Source organism: Arthrobacter sp. MW3 TE3886 (assembly GCF_041262145.1).
GTDB lineage: Bacteria > Actinomycetota > Actinomycetes > Actinomycetales > Micrococcaceae > Arthrobacter.
Window position 1 is genome coordinate 610823 of sequence record NZ_JBGCAN010000001.1, and the last position, 17430, is coordinate 628252.

Genomic DNA, 17430 nt, shown 5'->3' on the forward strand with positions numbered 1-17430 from the left:
CCCTGCTCCCACGTCCTGTCCGCGTCTTCAAGCCACGTGGTCAAGCCACGTATTCAAGCCGCGGGCGGCCGCCGGCCCTGAGTCCGGCGGTGCAGCGGCACCTCTGCCAAGCGAGCCTGCCGGCTTACTGGCCGGCGTCGGCCTCGCCGGTGTCCTCCCACATCAGATCCAGGTTGCGGAAGACCGGAGGGCCGTCACACAGGGCGGCCATCTTCGCGGCGAATTCGGAGGTCTCGGGCCGGTTGGAGTTCTCCATGGCCGACTCGTAGGAGTCGAATTCCACGATCGTGTAGTAGGTTCCGGGGCGGTCGCGGTCTGCGGTGGCCATGATGCGGCGGAAGGTCGGGGCAGTGGATCCCTCCGTCCTGGAGGGCCGGCCGAGCTGCTCGATCTCCTCAATGCGGGAGGACTGAAATTCGATGATCTGCACGAACCTGGCCATGACGGCTCCTTGACGGCGGCGGATGCTGATGCGCTTCACGCTAGACCCTCGTCCTTGCCCGTGCAAGGGCGGGAGCCAGAGCCCGGCGCAGGCGGCCGCGCGGCTGCAGGCGCGGCCGCCGTCGAGACACTGTTACGGGGTCAGGAGGACCTTGATGGCGCGCCTTTCGTCCATCGCGCGGTAGGCCTCCGGCGCCTCCTCCAGCGGCATGACCGAGTCGAACACGCGGCCCGGATTGATGGTGCCGTCCAGCACGTCGGCCAGCAGTTCCGGGATGTACGTCCGGGCCGGGGCCATGCCGCCGCCGATCGAGATGTTGGTGTCGAACAGGAAGCGCAGCGGGGCCTCGGCGCCGCCGGTGGGGACGCCGACAAAGCCGAGCGCGCCGCCCGGGCGGACGCTGTGCAGGGCCTGCTCCATGGATTCCTTGGTCCCCACGCACTCCAGCACGGAGTCGGCCAGCACACCGCCGAGCAGTTCGCGGACCTTGGCGACGCCGTCGTCCCCGCGTTCGGCGACGATGTCCGTGGCTCCGAATTCGCGGGCGATCGCCTGGCGGTCGGCGTGCCGCGACATGGCGATGATCCGCTCCGCGCCGAGGCGCTTGGCGGCCAGGACGCCGCAGAGCCCGACGGCGCCGTCGCCGACCACCACGACCGTCCGGCCGGGACCGGCCTTGGCGGCGAGGGCCGCGTGGTGGCCGGTGGCCATGACGTCGGAGAGCGTGAGCAGGCTGGCGCGGAGGGCGTCGTCCGGGTCGGTGACGCCCGGTACCTTGACCAGCGTGGACTCGGCGAGTGGTACGCGGACGGCCTGGCCCTGGCCGCCGTCGATCCCGTGACCGGTGTCATCCTTGCCGCCCCAGCCGGCGAGGTGGTCGCAGGCCACCGTGATGCCGTCGAGGCACTGCGGGCACTTCCCGCAGCTGACCACGAACGGAGCGATCACGAAGTCGCCCACGGCGAGGTCCTTGACATCCGCGCCGACGCTTTCGACCGTCCCGATGAACTCGTGCCCGATCGCGGACGGCTTGTGGGTGGGCTTGACCCCGCGGTACGGCCAGAGATCCGAGCCGCAGACGCAGGAGGCGGTGACCTTCACGATCACGTCGGTGGGCAGCTGGATCGTGGGGTAGTCGCGGTCTTCGACTCGGATGTCGCCGGGGCCGTGGATGATGGTGGCGCGCATGGGTGCTCCTCGCATTTGTGGTGGATGGGCTGCGAACGAGTTTAGTCCCGAGCAATGCCGGCCACCCAGGCGAGGACAAGCAAGGCGGGGTCAGATACGGCCCATGCCGGATGCGCTGATGGGCCGTATCTGACCCCGCGTTGCCTTAGACGGCTTCGAGCACGCTGACGTAGTTGGCGATGCCCACGCCGCCCATGTTCTGCACCGCGGCCCGGCGCGGGCCGGCCAGCTGCATGTCGCCGGCCGTGCCGGTGAGCTGCATCGCGGCGATGACGTGCTGGGAGACGCCGGTGGCGCCGACGGGGTGGCCCTTGGCCTTGAGCCCGCCGGAGACGTTGACCGGCAGCTTGCCATCCTTGAAGACCCAGCCTTCCTCGAGCGCCCGGGCACCCTGGCCGCGTTCGGTCAGCCCCATGGCCTCATACATCAGCAGTTCGGCGATGGTGAAGCAGTCGTGGACTTCCGCGAAGTCGAGCTCCTCCAGCCCGACGCCGGCCATCCCCAGGGCCCGCTGCCAGGAGGCGCGCGTGGCGGCGAATTCGGTGGGGTCCCGGCGCTCGGGCCGGGAAGAAGTCGTTCGCCTGGCCGAAGCCGGCGAGCCGCACCGGAGCGGTGGCGCCGCCGGTCGGGGCGACGGAGAGGACGACGGCGGCGGCGCCGTCGGACACGGGGGAGCAGTCGGTGCGGCGCAGCGGATCGGCCACCATCGGGTTCTTGTCCGAGACGGTGCGGCAGAAGTCCTCGCCGAGGTCCTTGCGGAGCTGGGCGTAGGGGTTGTCGACGCCGTTGCGGTGGTTCTTCGCCGCGATGGTGCCCAGGACATCGCCGAGACTGCCGAGAGTAGACCCATCGCCGTAGCGCTTGCCGTAGTGCTTCGCGACCTCCGCGAAGAGCCCGGTGAACCCGGTGGTGGAGGCCTTGCCTGCCATGTCATAGTCCGCGCCGAGCAGGGCCGCGCCCACAACGTCGGCCCCGGCCTGCGTCATCTTCTCGGCGCCGATCACCAGGACGGTCTTCGCGGTGCCGGCCAGGAGGGACTTGGTGCCCTGCTGGAACGCGGCCGAGCCGGAGGCACACGCGTTCTCCACCCGGGTGGAGGGGACGTTGGCCAGCTGGTCCGAGACCTGCAGTGCGAGGGAGGACGGGAAAGCCAGCGGCATCATGCCGGAGTTGAACTGGCCGAGGTAGATCTCATCGATCTGGCCCGGCTCGATCCCGGCGTTGCCGATCGCCTCGGTGGCGACCTGCACAATCAGGGACTCGAGGGTCTCATCGGTGAGCTTGCCGAAGCGGCTGTGGCCCCAACCGGTGAGCAGGATGTCCTTGCCGAACTGGTCTTTGAGGCTCATGCCGGGGCTCCTTCAAGTTCGAGCGCGACGTCGAAGTCGGCCTCGGTCTTTTCGCGGATCTCCTCCACGGTGACGCCGGGCGCGAGGCGCGTGAGCGTGAGCTTGCGCCCGCCGCCTGTTGCGTTTTCCTGCTTATCCAGATCGAAGACCGCGAGGTCGCTGATGATGCGGTCCACGCAGCTGAGCCCGGTGAGCGGCAGCGTGCATTCCTTGACGATCTTGGCGGTGCCGTCCTTGGCGTTGTGCTCGGTGAGGACCACGACGCGCGGGGTGCCGGCCACGAGGTCCATGGCGCCTCCCATGCCCTTGACCATCTTGCCGGGGATGGTCCAGTTGGCGAGGTCGCCGTTCCCGGAGACCTGCATGGCGCCCAGGATCGCGACCTTCACGTGGCCGCCGCGGATCATGCCGAAGGACGTCGCGGAGTCGAAGATGCTGCCGCCGGGCAGGACCGTGACGGTCTGCTTGCCGGCGTTGATCAGGTCCGCGTCTTCCTCGCCCTCGTAGGGGAACGGGCCCATGCCGAGCAGGCCGTTCTCGCTCTGCAGGACAACGCGGACGCCGTCGGGCAGGTTGTTGGCCACCAGCGTGGGGATGCCGATGCCAAGGTTGACGTAGTCGCCGTCGTTCAGTTCTTCGGCCGCGATTGCGGCCATTTCATCTCGGGTCCAGGCCATGGTGGTTCTCCTCGGAAAGTCAGGGTGGTAAGGGTGGGGCGCCAATGCCGGCGCGCCCGGGGCGGACGGCGCCCGGGGCCGGATTAGCGCTCGGGCCGAATTAGATGGTGGAGCCGGCGTTCGCCGCTTCTGCTTCGAGCCGGGGGCGGACGGTCCGCTGTTCGATGTCCTTGACGCGGCCGCTGGCCTGGACCAGACGCTGGACGAACACGCCGGGGGTGATGATGTGGTTCGGGTCCAGCTGGCCGGGCTCGACGATCACCTCGGCCTCGGCGACCGTCACGGCTCCGGCGGTAGCCACCACCGGATTGAAGTTCTGCGCGGTGTACCGGTAGATCAGGTTGCCGTCGGTGTCGGCCGTGTGGGCGTGGACCAGGGCGACGTCGGCCTTGATGGCGCGTTCCTGGACATAGGTCTCGCCGTCGAACTCCGCCAGCGGCTTGCCTTCGGCCACGAGGGTGCCCACGCCGGTCTTTGTGTAGAACGCCGGGATGCCGGCGCCGCCGGCGCGCAGCCGCTCGGCAAGCGTGCCCTGCGGGGGTGAACTCCACCTCCAGCTGGCCGGCGAGGTACTGCTCGGCGAAGAGCTTGTTTTCCCCGACGTAGGACGCGATGACCTTGCGGACCTGGCCTCCTTCGATCAGGACGCCCAGGCCCTTGCCGTCCACGCCCATGTTGTTGGAGACCACCGTCAGGTTCTTCACCCCGGAGTCCCGCACTGCCTCGATCAGGTCAGCGGGGATCCCGCTGAGCCCGAAACCGCCGACGGCGAGCGTCATGCCGTCCCGCAGTACGTCCTGCAAAGCGGCCGCTGCCCCGGATTTCACCTTTGACATTGCATCTCCTCATTGAGCTGATCTTGCTATCCACTCCGGCAATCCACTTTGTGGACTCCATGTCTGAAGAAGGAGCCTATGGTGTGTCGCAGACCACTGTCAATGCGAAGTTTCCTCGCGAACTGGCGGAGTTTATAGTGTGGACGCTATCCTTGGGACTATCCATTATGTGGATAGTCGATGCGAGAATGTGGGTAAAAGCAACTTGGCAAAGGCATCGTTCACTTCCGGGCCGACGTGAGGCAAGCAATGTCTACAACACCTGTTCAGGGCGCCCAGGTGGTCAGCCGGGCAGCCAGCCTGCTGCGCCTGGTCGGCCGGAAGCCCGAGGGCTGCCCGCTGGTGGAGCTCGTGCGCGAATCGGGGCTGACCCGCCCCACCGTTCACCGGCTGCTGAGCTCGCTCGCGGCCGAGGGGCTGCTGGACCAGGACCCGGGTAGCGGCAACTGGGTCCTGGGCCCGGAGATCCTGCTGCTGGGGTCTGTGGCCTCGGCGCGCTTCCCCATGGAGGACCTCGCGAGGCCGAGCCTGCGCCGCCTCGCCGAAGAGACCGGCGAAAGCGCGTTCTTCTCCATCCGCCGCGGCAACGAGACCGTGTGCCTGCTCCGGGAGGAAGGCAGCTTCCCGGTCCGTTCCTTCGTGCTGCACGAGGGAGTGCGGTTCCCGCTGGGCGTCGCTTCCGCCGGCACCGCCATCATGGCCTTCCTGCCGGCACAAGAGCAGGATGAGCTCCTCGCCAACTGGGCAGCCCACGCCGGCAGCTTCGCGGCCGCGCACACCGAAGCCCTTGTCAGGGAGAACCTCGAAGCGACGCGGCAGGCCGGCTATTCGGTCAATCCGGGGCTGGTCCTGGAAGGCAGCTGGGGGATGGGTGCGGCGGTCTTCGACCAGCGGGGGCGCCCGGCCTGGGCACTGTCCCTGACCGGCATCGAGCCGCGCTTTCGGGAGGACCGGCGCCCGCAGCTGGGGCGGCTGCTCATGGATGAGGCCCACCGGATCTCGACGCTGCTGCAGGGCGCCTGACCCTGGTCAAGGGCCTGGACCTCGACGGCGGCGCCCCGGTGCCCGGCCATCGTGGGGCACTTTGCCACGGACACGCCGGCAATTGAAGCCGAAACGGTCCATCCAGGGCTCAAAGTGCCCCGATTCGGCTCAGGCCACCTCGGAAGTTCATCTTGTCGGGAGACTCTTGCGCGGCCGCCGCTGGTGCCAGAAGCTGGCAGCACAGGCCGCATCGGGTCGAGCCGAAGGAGCAAAGCCTCATGAAAAACATCAAGATCTCCTTCGATCACTATGGCCACCCGGACGTCGTCACCGTTGGCGAAGAGGAACTGCCGGTTCCGGGGGAGAACGAGGTCCAGGTGGGAATCCGCGCCGTCGGCGTCAATCCGATGGACTGGAAAGTCGTGGCCGGCTACCTGGAGCGGTACCTTCCCCTGGACTTCCCGGCAGTTCCCGGCTGTGAGGCGGCGGGAATCGTGACCGCCGTCGGCCCCGGCGTGACCGGCCACGAGGTAGGCGACGAAGTCATCTGGAATGGCATTTCCGGGGGCTACCGTGCCGTGGCCAATCTTCCGGCCAACCAGCTGACGCCTAAGCCCGCGGGCATCGATTTTGAGCAGGCGGCGTGCGTCGCGATAGTTGGCGGCACAGCGTATTCGGCGCTGGTTCAGCTTGGCATTGGCGCCGGGGACACGGTCCTCATCCACGGCGCAGCGGGCGGGGTCGGCTCGGCGGCAGTCCAGATCGCGCGGCACCTCGGCGCCCAGGTCATCGGCACCGCTTCAGAGCAGAACCACGACTATTTGCGCGGCCTCGGCGCCGAGCCTGTGGCCTATGTCGAAGGGCTCGTCGAACGCGTCCGCGCACTGGGCACCATCACCGCCGTCGTGGACACCTTTGGCGGGGAGGAGACGACGACGGCGACGGTCCAGTTGCTCGGCGGCCACGGCGCCGCGGTGACTACTGTGCCTGGAACGGAGGCCAACGCCGCCGGAATTGCACCGGTCAGGCTGCTGGACGGACGGGTAGCGGAGGCGGCCCGGCTGTCGGCCGATGGAAAGCTCCGCTTCAGCATCCAGGAGCGGATTCCCCTCACCGATGCGGCCCGGGCACTGGGCATCAGCCGCGCAGGCCATGTCCGGGGCAAACTCGTGCTGATCCCGTAATTGGAACCCAGCAGGGCCAGAACACAAAGAAGCCTGTCGTGGGGCACTTTGACACGGACACGCCGGCCGTTGAGGTCAAAAAGGGCCCGGCCACTGTTCAAAGTGCCCCGTTTCGGCCTGCAGCCCCGGCCCGCGATCCCGGCCCGGGGCTCTCGGCTCAGGCTATTTCCACCAGGTGTCGAAAATCGTCACCGGAACCGTGCGCTTGTGGCGGGTCCGCAGGTACATCGCCTCGATCCGTTCGGCAGCGGCATCGGGTACGTCGCGGCCCTCGAGGTAGTCATCGATCAGGTCATAGCCCAGGCCGAGTTCGTCCTCGTCGGTGCGGCCCGGCTTGCCGTCCAGCAGATCCGCCGTCGGAACCTTTTCCCAGATCCGGGCCGGCGCGCCGAGTTCCGCCAGCAGCGCGCGGTTCTGGCGCTTGTTGAGGCCGAACAGCGGCAGGATGTCCGCGCCGCCGTCGCCGAACTTGGTGAAGAATCCCGTGACGGACTCGGCGCCGTGATCCGTGCCGATCACCAGGTAGTTGTGCTCGCCGGCCAGGGCGTACTGGGCAATCATCCTGGTCCGGGCCTTGGTGTTGCCCTTGTGGAAATCGGAGATCTCCGTGCCCACGGTCTTCTCGAACTCGTCCTCGAAGCCATCCACCGCGGCTGAGATGTTGAACGTCCATTCGGTCTTGGCGCGCACGAAGTCAAGGGCGGCCTGGGCGTCGTCCTCGTCGTGCTGGACGCCGTAGGGGAGCCGCACGGCCACGAAGTTCGCCTCGGTGCCCTCGGCCTCGAGTTCCTCGACCGCCAGCTGGGCCAGCCGCCCGGCCAGGGACGAGTCCAGGCCGCCCGAGATGCCCAGGACGAAGCCCTTGGTGTGGGTGGCCGTCAAGTATTCCTTCAGGAACGTCACGCGTTTGCGCACCTCCCCGGCAGGGTCGATCCGGGGCTGCACGCCCATTTCCTCGATGATCTTCGCCTGGAGTTCACGCATGCCTCACAGCCTAGTCAGCACTGTCAACCACGCTCAACTGTTGCGGCCGGACCGGCGCTCCGGCGAGCGCTCCAGCCGCGCCGGCCGGCCGCGATCTGGCCTAGCGCTCCTGCCGCACGGGGCCGGTGGAGCCGCGGACCGTGAGGTGGGTGGGCATCACGGACCGGTTTCGGGTGCCGCCGCCGGCGAGCGGGTTCAGCTGGGCCAGCAGCATGGACACCGCCACGCGGCCGGCCTGCTCGATCGGGGAGGCCATGGTGGACAGCGGCGGATTGCAGAAGTCGGCGCCAAAGATGTCGTCGCAGCCCACAATGCTCATGTCCTGCGGGACGCGGATGCCGCGTTCGCGAAGGCGCTGGAGCATGCCGATGGCGATGAGGTCGTTGAACGCGAGGCAGGCGGTGACTCCACTGTGGACGGCGGCGTCCGCGGCTGCAGCGCCGGACTGTGTCTTGGGGGCGAACGGACCGAGCCGGCGCACGTCCACGCCGCGCTCCTCGGCTGCCACGGACAATGCGGTCCACCGCCGCTCGCTGGACTGCGACGTCGTCGGGCCGGCGACGTAGGCCACCCGGGTGTGTCCCAGCGAGATCAGGTGGTCCAGTGCCTGGCTGGTGCCGGACGGGGTGTCGATCAGGACCGCGGGAACGCCGGGCACGTCACGGTTGATGGCGACCATGGGCATCTTCGCCGCCGCGTCCAGCAGGGCTTCGTCGCTGAGCCGGGATGCGGCCACGATGATGCCGTCGGCGCTCTTGCGCAGCTGCTCCACGGTGCTGGCCTCCACCTCGTCGGATTCTTCCGTGTCCACCAGCAATTGGGTGTACCCGGCCGCCTTGAGCTGGAGCTGGGTGCCCCTGATGAGGTCGAAGTAATAGGGGTTGGTGATATCCGGAACCAGGACTCCCACCGCGCCCGTGCGCCCGGAACTCAGCGCCTTCGCCTGGCTGTTGGGTGTGTAGTGCAGCTGGGCCGCGGCCGCCTCGATCCGCTGCCGCGTCCTGATGTTGACGCGGTCCGGCGTGGAGAGGGCGCGGGAAACCGTGGAGGCCGCCACGCCGCAGAGCGCGGCGATGTCGTGGATGGTGGCCGGGCGGTCCACTGCTGCTGGTTGCGTCGTCGCCACGGCGCTCCTCTCTGAACGTGGTGGCCGGGCTGTGATTGCCGCCACAGGACCGGTCAGCAAAGAATGCCACAGATTGTCAAAGTTTGGCAACCGGTTGTCATTAAACGCAAGCGCTGGTTAGACTGGGGCCCCACACCGTTTGTGAACTGCGTCACCGCGCCGGAGCCGGAAGCTGCCCGCGGCGGCCGCGAAACCCAGGAGATCCGCGTGAGCAAAACACCACCCGCAGTCTGGTCGCTGTCAGGCTTCGGCGACGAAATAGATCCGGACCCGGCAGTTCAGGCCGCCGTGCTCCTGGCGCTGGGCGCAAGCCACATCGAGGTTCGCAGTGCCTGGGGCACCAACGTCTCCGAGCTGGAGCCCGAGCAGGTTGCCCGGCTCAAGGACATCCTGGATGAAAAGGGCCTCAAGGTCTCGGCCGTGGCCAGCCCCATCGGCAAGGTGGACGTGAGCCTGCCGGTGGAGCACGAGCTGGCACGGCTCCGCCAGATCATCTCGGTGGCCAAGGGGCTGGATACACAATACGTCCGCATCTTCTCCTTCTTCCGGGCCGAAGGACGCAGCGCGGAAGACATCCGCGAGGACGTCCTGGACCGCATGGGCGCCCTTGCGGCACTCGCCGCGGAAGCCGGCGTCGTGCTCCTGCACGAAAACGAAAAGGGCATCTATGGCGATACGCCGCAGTGCGTGCTGGACATCATGGAATCCGTGAATTCGCCCGCGCTCCGCGTCGCGTGGGACAACGCCAACTTCGTCCAGGTGGGCGTCAAGCCCTACACCGAGGGCTACGCCCTGCTGCGCCCCTACCTCGAGTACTTCCAGGTCAAGGACGCGCTCGCCACCACCGGGGAAGTGGTCCCCTCCGGCGAGGGCGACGGCGAACTCGACGCCACCGTCGCCGCCCTCAAGGCGGATGGTTTCGCCGGTTTCGCCTCGCTGGAACCCCACCTGGCCAGCGCCCACGAACTCGGCGGCTTCTCGGGCCCGGCGGCCTTCGGCGCCGCGGCCCGTGCCTTCGCCGCGCTGGCCGCGAAGAACCAGATCGAACTCGTTTAGCAGGAACGCACCACCACTACGGAAAGAGGGAGCTCCGGATGCCAAAGGCGGCAATCATCGGCTGCGGCGACGTGTCGGTCGTTCACTTTGAAGCACTTGCAGGGATGGACGACGCCGGGTTGGTGGCTGTCTGTGACACGGATCCGGGCCGCCGCGCCGCGGCGCAGGAAGCCCACGGCGTCCGCGGCTTCGAGGACTACCGCGACATGCTCGAGGCGGCCGCTCCCGACGTCGTGCACATCACCACCCCGCATCATGAACACGCGGCGATCGCGATCGAATGCCTGCGCCGCGGCGTCAACGTGGTGCTGGAAAAACCCCTGGCGCACACCCTGGCCGAGGGTGAAAGGCTGCTGGCCGCGGCAGCCGAAAGCACGGCGAAAATTGGCCTGTGTTTCCAGAACCGCTACAACGCCCCGGTGCAGGAAATGCGCCGGCTGCTGGACTCGGGCGACCTGGGCCAGGTGCTGGGGGCCTCGGCCACGGTCATGTGGCACCGGCAACCCGACTACTATCTCAGCCGGCCCTGGCGCGGAAGCTGGGGCGAGGGCGGCGGCGGCCTGATGATGAACCAGGCCATCCACACCGTGGACCTGCTGCAATGGCTGGTGGGCGACGTCGTTTCGCTTGCCGGCAGCGCCTCGACCCACGCGCTGGCAGAGGCCATCGAGGTGGAGGATACGGCGGAGTTCGCCGCGCTGCACAGCAACGGCGCGCGCAGCATCTTCTACGCCACCCTCGCCAACACCCGCAACGCGCCCGTCACGCTGGACATCAGTACCGAGGCGGCAACACTGAGCCTGCGCGGGGACCTGACGGTCACTTACGACGGCGGGCGCAGCGAGGTGGTGCGTGAACGCGCCGCCGGATCGGGCGGCCGCTCCTACTGGGGTGTTTCGCATGCCCTGCTGATCGCAGACTTCTATGCCGGGCTGGCGCAACCGGGCCCGTTCTGGATTGACGCCGCCGAAGGGGCGAAGTCGCTGCGGATCGTGAAGGAGCTCTACCGGCAGTCCTACCCCGGGTCTGAGGAAAAGGTGTCCTAACCGAAGCCGCCTCCACGGCCCCGCGCACTGCCCCTGCGGCCGAGAGCGGGCTCCCTCCCGCTTTCCGCTGCGAACGTCGTGCCTGCGAACGTCGTGCCTGCGAACGTCGTGCCTGCGAACGTCGTGCCTTCGCACTGCGTGCGCGCCTCGGGCGCGCCGTCTTGCGCCGTCGTGCCGCCCGGCCATGCCCCGGCCGCAATAATTCAGAAAGGTAATGACAACCGGTTGCCAGAAGTGGCAACCCAACGTACGCTGAACCCACAAGCGGCAGTGTGGCTCAGGCCACATTGCCGCCACCATCGTCCGGGTAACGGACCTCGAGAAGCGATCCAAAGGAGCCAACAATGAAGTTCGGTCCCAAGGCAGCAGCTGCTGCCCTCATCCTCAGCGCGTCCCTCGCGCTCACCGCCTGTGGCGGCACCGCAGCCGGCGGCGCGGCCGCAGGCTCCACGGCCACGTCCCTGACGCTGGGCACCATCCAGGACGTCCGGTCCTGGGACCCGGCCCAGGCGCACGTGGGCCACGTCCTCCAGCCGTACCAGGCCGTCTACGACACCCTGATCCTGCGCGAGCCGGACGGCAAGCTCAGCCCGATGCTGGCCACGGCATGGAAGTACAACGCAGCCAACACCAAGCTGACGGTGGACCTGCGCTCTGATGTCACGTTCAGTGACGGCGCCACGTTCGACGCCGCGGCGGCCAAGGCCAACATGGACCACTTCAAGAAAGCCAATGGGCCGCAGATGGCCCAGCTCAGTGCGGTCAAAGACGTGGCCGTTGTGGACGCCGACACCATCGACATCAACCTCAGCACCCCGGACCCGGCCCTGGAATACTTCCTCAGCCAGGCGGCCGGCCTGATGGGCAGCCCGAAGGCGCTGGGAACCGAAGGCATCAAGACAGAACCGGTCGGCTCCGGCCCGTACGTGATGGACAAGGCCGCGTCCGTCAAGGATTCCCAGACGGTGTTCACGGCGCGCAAGGACTACTGGAACAAGGACCTGCAGAAGTTCCAGAAGCTCACCTTCAAGATCCTGACCGATCTCACCGCCCGCACCAACGCCCTCGTCTCCGGCCAGGTGGATGCGACGATCCTGGACCCCAAGAACGGCAAGCAGGCCGAGGGCGCCAAGATGAAGCTGGCCGCCAACGAGGTTGACTGGCAGGGCCTGCTCCTCCTGGACCGCGACGGTGCCAAGAACCCGGCCCTGCAAAACGTCAAGGTCCGCCAGGCCATCAACTACGCCTTTGACCGCAAGACCATCCTGGACCAGGTCATGCTGGGGCAGGGCACGCCGACGTCCCAGCCGTTCGGTAAGGCCAGCGGGGCCTGGACCGAAGAGCTGGAGAACTACTACAGCTACGATCCTGCCAAGGCCAAGCAGCTCCTCAAGGAAGCCGGCTATGAAACAGGCGTAACCCTGGAAATCCCCAGCGTCCCCGGTTTCGAAACCCAGATTTCCGTTGTCCAGCAGCAGCTGGCCGACGTCGGCATCACCCTCAAGGTGGGCGCCGCGCTGACCAACACCTTCACATCCGATGTCGCCGCCCAGAAGTACACCACCATGTACTTCTCCCTCTTCCAGGGTGAACCGACGGTTGCGGTCAACCAGATCATCTCCACCAAGGCGCTCTACAACCCGTTCAAGAACGCGACGCCCGAGCTGGACGCCAAGATTGAGGCCGTGCGCGCCGGCGGAGCCGACGCGGGCAAGCTGGCCCGGGAAGTGAACAAGTACGTGGTGGAGCAGGCCTGGTTCGCGCCGCTGTTCCGCGTCAACCAGATGTACTACCACAACGCCAAGGTCAACGTCACGCCCCAGATCCAGCAGGCCGTTCCGTCCATCTACAACTACTCACCCGCCAAGTAGGACACCATGATCAGGTTCATTGCGAAACGACTGGGCAGCGGGCTGGTGGTGCTGCTTGTTGTCTCGGCGCTCACCTTCTTCCTGCTGTATATGTCCAGCGGGAGCATCGCCCGGAACATCCTGGGCGATCAGGCCACCGCTGAGCAGGTGGCGATGAAGGAACACGAGCTGGGGCTGGACCAGCCCCTGCTGACCCGCTACTTTGCCTGGGTGGCCGATGCCCTCAGCGGAAACCTGGGTGCTTCCTGGTTCTCCTCGGAACCGGTGGCCAACTCCCTGGCCACCCGGATTCCGGTGACCATGACCATGGTTTTCGCCGCAATGATCCTGATCGCAATTTGTGCGGCACTCATTGGTGTCATCGCCGCGGTCAAGCGCGGCTGGGTGGACAGGGTGGTCCAGGTTGGCGCCATCGTCGGCGACTCCGTTCCCGGGTTCGTGATCGGCGTCATCCTGGTCACCATCCTGGCCATCCAGCTGGGCCTCTTCCCGGCCACGAGCACCATTTCCCCGGATTCCGGGGCCGACGCGTGGGTCTATTCCATGTCCCTTCCGGTAATCGCCCTGCTGATCAACGGCGTCACCGGGGGCGCGCAGCAGATCCGCAGCGCCGTCATCAAACAACTCGAGCGGGACTACGTCCGCACCCTGCGCAGCCGCGGGATCGGCGAGCGCGAGATCCTGTTCAAGCATGTCCTGCGCAGTGCCGCGCCGGCCGGCCTGACCGTGCTGAGCCTGCAGCTGATCGGCATGCTTGGCGGCGTGGTGATCATCGAGCAGATCTTCGCCCTTCCCGGCATGGGTCCGCTGGCGGTCGCCGCTACCGGGCAGTCGGATCTTCCCGTGGTGATGGGCGTCGTGATGTACACGGTGGTCGTGGTCATTGTGGTGAACCTGCTGGTGGACATTCTCAACGGCTGGCTCAACCCGAAAGTACGTGTGTCATGAACAATTCTTCCGAAGAAGCCGCCGCAACCGCGGCAGCCGCCGCCCCCGCCACGGCGACTCCCGCCGGGCAAAGCGGCACGGTGGTCCGGTCCACCGTCATCCGGCGCCTGTTCAAGAACCCGCTGGGCATCGTTGCCATGACCATCCTGCTGGCGGTCTCGCTCCTGGCGGTACTGGCCCCGGTCCTGGCGCCCTTCGACCAGAACTACGCCAACATCGCCAAGACCCTCGCCGCCCCGGACTCCGTGAACATCCTCGGAACGGACAGCGCCGGGCGCGACGTCTTCAGCCGGCTGCTGTACGGCGCGCAGCTGACGCTGCTTTCCGCCCTGCTCTGCGCGGGCGTGGCCATTGCCATCGGCCTGCCGGCCGGCCTGATCGCCGGGTACTACGCCGGCAAATTCGAGGCAGTCTCCAACTGGGTGGTCGGCATCCTCATGAGCCTCCCGGGCCTGATCGTGCTGCTGACCATCCGGGCGGCCTTCGGCCCCTCGGTCTGGATGTCCATGATCGCCTTCGGCATCCTGATCAGCCCGTCCTACTTCCGGCTGACCCGCACGGCCGTCCAGTCGGTGCGCAACGAGCTCTATGTCGACGCCGCACGGGTCTCCGGGCTGTCCGACCTCAGCATCATCGCCCGGCACATCTTCTCCGTGGTCCGCGCCCCCATCATCATCCAGACCGCGGCGATCGCCGGCGTGGCCATCGCCATCCAGTCCGGCCTGGAATTCCTCGGTCTGGGCGACCCCACCAAGTCCACCTGGGGCGTCATGCTCTCGGAGGGCTTCAAGAACGTCTACCTGAACCCGACGCTGCTGTTCTGGCCGGCACTGGCCATGGCGCTGACCATCGGCGGCCTGGTCCTGCTGGGCAACGCCATCCGCGACGCCCTCGAGGACGGCGAAAAGATCAAGCCCCGCCGCACCAAGGCGCCGGTCACGGTCCCGGTTACAGGCCGGGCGGCGGCGCCCGCCGCCCGCCCGTCGCGGAAGTCCGTGGCCGCCGTCGACCCCGGAACCGAACACCACCTGGTCAAGGTGACCAATCTCGGCGTCGGCTATCCGCAGGCGGACGGCTCCATCAAGAAGGTCGTCGACGACGTCTCCTTCCACGTGGACCGCGGCGAGATCCTGGGCATCGTGGGCGAATCCGGTTCGGGCAAGTCCCAGACCGCCTTCTCCATCCTGGGGCTGCTGCCGGACAACGCCCGCATCGTGGCCGGCTCCATCCAGTTCGACGGCAGCTACACCGTGGCCCCCGGCGAGGAACACGTCAGCCAGGAGCGCCTGTCCAAACTCCGCGGCAGACGGATTTCCTACATCCCGCAGGAGCCCATGAGCAACCTGGACCCGGCCTTCACCATCGGCTACCAGCTGGTCACTCCCATGGTGCGCGTCCTCGGCATCTCCAAGGCCGAGGCCAGGAAGCGGGCGCTGAAGCTGCTCACCGACGTCGGAATCGTCAGCCCGGAACGGACCTTCAACGCCTACCCGCACGAAGTCTCCGGCGGCATGGCCCAGCGCGTCCTGATCGCCGGCGCCATCAGCTGCGAACCGGACCTGGTGATCGCCGATGAGCCCACCACGGCCCTGGATGTCACGGTGCAGGCGGACGTGCTGGACCTGCTGCGCGAGCTCCAGCAGCGCCTGAACATCGGCGTCATCCTCGTGACGCACAACTTCGGGGTGGTGGCAGACCTCTGCGACCGTGTGGCTGTCATGCAGAACGGCCGGCTCGTAGAGGAAGGATCCGTCCGCGACATCCTGCGCAATCCGCAGGAACCCTACACGCAAACACTCCTTGCATCGATGCTTGAAGGCAAGGAACCCCTGTCCATGCTCGTTTCCACCGGCCAGAAGGAGCCAGTCGCATGAGCCCCGCCGAAAGCGCTCCGCTGCTCACAGTGGACCAGCTGGTGGTCGAGTACCCCAGCAAGAAGTTCCGGACCAAACCCTTCCGCGCCCTGACGGACATCAACATCAGCATCGGCCGCGGCGAAACCCTCGGCCTGGTGGGGGAATCCGGTTCCGGCAAGACCACCCTGGGCCGCGCCATCCTGGGGCTCGCCCCCGTGACCGGCGGGAAGATCAGCTTCGACGGCAAGGACATCAGCCACGCCACCCGCAAAGACCGGCGGGTCCTGAGCCGGGACCTGCAGGTGGTGTTCCAGGATCCCTACACCTCGCTGAACCCCGCCCTGGAAATCGGCGACATCCTCGCCGAACCACTGGGCGTGCAGGGCATGGAGCCAGCGGCGGCCAAGAAGCGCGTCAAGGAACTGCTGGACCAGGTGGGCCTGCCCGCCGACGCCATCCACCGGCTGCCGCGCGAATTCAGCGGCGGACAGCGCCAGCGCGTGGCGATCGCCCGCGCCCTGGCCCTCTCGCCCAAGCTGATCGTCTGTGACGAGCCGGTCAGTGCCCTGGACCTCTCCACCCAGGCCCGGGTGCTGGACCTTTTCCTGCAGATCCAGAAGGACACCGGTGTCTCCTACCTCTTCGTCTCCCACGACCTCGACGTCGTCCGGCACATCAGCCATCGCGTCGCCGTGATGTACCACGGGGAGATTGTCGAACAAGGCCCGTCCGGCGTCGTCACCACCGACCCCGACCACCCCTACACCCAGCGGCTGCTGCTCGCCTCCCCGGTCCCGGACCCGGACCGGCAGGAACAACGCCGCGCAGACCGGCACCGCCTGCTCGAAACGCAGCGGATGCAGCACGAACAAGCGGGTGCCCTCGCCTGAGGAAACCCGCGCCGCCAGATAGAACGGCCGGCTACAACGGCCGGCGCCCTGGCGGCAGCACCTAACCGGCAACGAGGGCCCTAAGGGTCCGGAACACCACGGAGGAATACAGTGGCCAAGATTGGCGTACAAGCGATGATGCTGAGAGAGAGCTTCGCCGAAGTGGGGGCGTTCGAGACGCTCCGCAAGGTGAGCGCGATCGGATACAACGCCGTCGAGATCTCCCAGATCCCGATGACCCCGGAGAACGTCGCCGAGCTGGACCGCTCCCGGAGGGAACTGGGCATGGACATCGCGGCACTGTCCGTCGCGGTGGAGACCCCCAAGGGCCGTCCCGGAGATTCGCTGGCGGAACACTTCGACAAGATCGTGGAGGAGGCCAAGCGCCTGGACTCCAACCTCCTGCGGATCGGCATGCTGCCGTTCCCGGCCATGAAATCGATCGCGGCGGTCGTTGATTTCGCCAAGCAGGCCAACGAGTACGCGGAGCGCCTGCAGGAACACGGCCTGAGCCTGTACTACCACAACCACCACATCGAGTTCGCGAAGTTCGACGGCACCTACATGCTGGACATCATCGCCGCGAACTCCCCGGCCATGGGCCTGGAAATCGACGTGCACTGGGTGCAGCGCGGCGGCCTGGACCCCGTCCGGACGCTGCAGAAGTACGCCGGCCGCACGGCCATGGTCCACCTGAAGGACTACCGGATCGGCCAGCTCCCCGAACGCGCCTTCGGGCTCCTGGAAACCGGGGACATCAAGGGCTTCATGGCCGAGTTCAAGGACGTGGTCCAGTTCGCCGAAGTGGGCGAAGGCAACCTGGACTTCGCCTCCATCATTCCGGCCGCCCAGGCCGCCGGTGCCGAGTACCTGCTGGTGGAGCAGGACGAACTCTACGGGCGCACCGTGTGGGACGCGCTGCAGACCTCCTACGACAACCTGGTGGCGCTCGGCCACGCCGACCTTTTCTAACCCCCTGACTATGGAGAATTC

The 17430-nt window shown here is 67.3% G+C and carries 14 protein-coding genes and 2 pseudogenes; 9 read left to right on the plus strand and 7 right to left on the minus strand.

What is annotated here, in order from left to right; translation table 11 throughout:
• Nucleotides 1–124: 124 nt before the first annotated feature.
• The 5 genes and pseudogenes from ABH915_RS02880 to ABH915_RS02900 form a co-directional block, all read right to left on the minus strand.
• Nucleotides 125–481: a hypothetical protein gene (locus ABH915_RS02880; RefSeq protein WP_231494397.1), complete on the minus strand. Its 357-nt coding sequence runs from the start codon at nt 479–481 to the stop codon at nt 125–127.
• Between the two features lie 93 nt (nt 482–574).
• Complete coding sequence (locus ABH915_RS02885) at nt 575–1630, minus strand: zinc-dependent alcohol dehydrogenase family protein (RefSeq protein ID WP_370117573.1); 1056 nt, start codon at nt 1628–1630, stop codon at nt 575–577.
• 145 nt (nt 1631–1775) lie between these two features.
• Nucleotides 1776–2979: pseudogene (locus ABH915_RS02890) on the minus strand (acetyl-CoA acetyltransferase).
• Nucleotides 2976–3656 carry a CoA transferase subunit B gene (locus ABH915_RS02895; protein ID WP_370117575.1) on the minus strand — a complete coding sequence of 227 codons (681 nt, stop codon included), beginning with the start codon at nt 3654–3656 and terminating at the stop codon, nt 2976–2978. Before ABH915_RS02895 ends, ABH915_RS02890 begins: the two are co-directional and overlap by 4 nt.
• Nucleotides 3657–3756: 100 nt before the next feature.
• Nucleotides 3757–4492 (minus strand): annotated as a pseudogene (locus ABH915_RS02900) (CoA transferase subunit A).
• Between the two features lie 249 nt (nt 4493–4741).
• Here ABH915_RS02900 and ABH915_RS02905 point away from each other — a divergent pair.
• Nucleotides 4742–5515 carry an IclR family transcriptional regulator gene (locus tag ABH915_RS02905; RefSeq protein WP_370117578.1) on the plus strand — a complete coding sequence of 258 codons (774 nt, stop codon included), beginning with the start codon at nt 4742–4744 and terminating at the stop codon, nt 5513–5515.
• 239 nt (nt 5516–5754) lie between these two features.
• A complete protein-coding gene (locus ABH915_RS02910; protein WP_370117581.1) occupies nt 5755–6660 on the plus strand; it encodes an NADP-dependent oxidoreductase in 906 nt (301 codons plus the stop codon).
• Between the two features lie 162 nt (nt 6661–6822).
• Here ABH915_RS02910 and nadE read toward each other — a convergent pair whose 3' ends face one another.
• Nucleotides 6823–7644 carry an ammonia-dependent NAD(+) synthetase gene (nadE, locus tag ABH915_RS02915; RefSeq protein WP_026539367.1) on the minus strand — a complete coding sequence of 274 codons (822 nt, stop codon included), beginning with the start codon at nt 7642–7644 and terminating at the stop codon, nt 6823–6825.
• Nucleotides 7645–7744: 100 nt separating this feature from the next.
• Complete coding sequence (locus tag ABH915_RS02920; RefSeq protein ID WP_370117585.1) at nt 7745–8770, minus strand: LacI family DNA-binding transcriptional regulator; 1026 nt, start codon at nt 8768–8770, stop codon at nt 7745–7747.
• A gap of 207 nt (nt 8771–8977) precedes the next feature.
• Between ABH915_RS02920 and ABH915_RS02925 the strand changes: the two genes are divergently transcribed.
• The 7 genes from ABH915_RS02925 to ABH915_RS02955 all read left to right on the plus strand — a co-directional run bounded on the left by ABH915_RS02925 (nt 8978) and on the right by ABH915_RS02955 (nt 17409).
• Nucleotides 8978–9826, plus strand: coding sequence for a sugar phosphate isomerase/epimerase family protein (locus tag ABH915_RS02925; protein ID WP_370117588.1), 849 nt, complete (start codon nt 8978–8980; stop codon nt 9824–9826).
• 38 nt (nt 9827–9864) lie between these two features.
• Nucleotides 9865–10872, plus strand: coding sequence for a Gfo/Idh/MocA family protein (locus ABH915_RS02930; protein ID WP_370117591.1), 1008 nt, complete (start codon nt 9865–9867; stop codon nt 10870–10872).
• A gap of 344 nt (nt 10873–11216) precedes the next feature.
• Complete coding sequence (locus tag ABH915_RS02935; protein ID WP_370117594.1) at nt 11217–12743, plus strand: ABC transporter substrate-binding protein; 1527 nt, start codon at nt 11217–11219, stop codon at nt 12741–12743.
• A gap of 6 nt (nt 12744–12749) precedes the next feature.
• Nucleotides 12750–13691 (plus strand): ABC transporter permease, encoded by a 942-nt coding sequence (locus ABH915_RS02940; RefSeq protein ID WP_026539362.1) that lies wholly within the window; start codon nt 12750–12752, stop codon nt 13689–13691.
• Nucleotides 13688–15565: a dipeptide/oligopeptide/nickel ABC transporter permease/ATP-binding protein gene (locus ABH915_RS02945; protein ID WP_370117597.1), complete on the plus strand. Its 1878-nt coding sequence runs from the start codon at nt 13688–13690 to the stop codon at nt 15563–15565. Before ABH915_RS02940 ends, ABH915_RS02945 begins: the two co-directional genes overlap by 4 nt.
• Complete coding sequence (locus ABH915_RS02950; RefSeq protein ID WP_370117600.1) at nt 15562–16437, plus strand: ATP-binding cassette domain-containing protein; 876 nt, start codon at nt 15562–15564, stop codon at nt 16435–16437. The genes ABH915_RS02945 and ABH915_RS02950 overlap by 4 nt, the downstream gene beginning before the upstream one ends.
• A gap of 111 nt (nt 16438–16548) precedes the next feature.
• Nucleotides 16549–17409: a sugar phosphate isomerase/epimerase family protein gene (locus ABH915_RS02955; protein WP_370117603.1), complete on the plus strand. Its 861-nt coding sequence runs from the start codon at nt 16549–16551 to the stop codon at nt 17407–17409.
• Nucleotides 17410–17430: the final 21 nt, after the last annotated feature.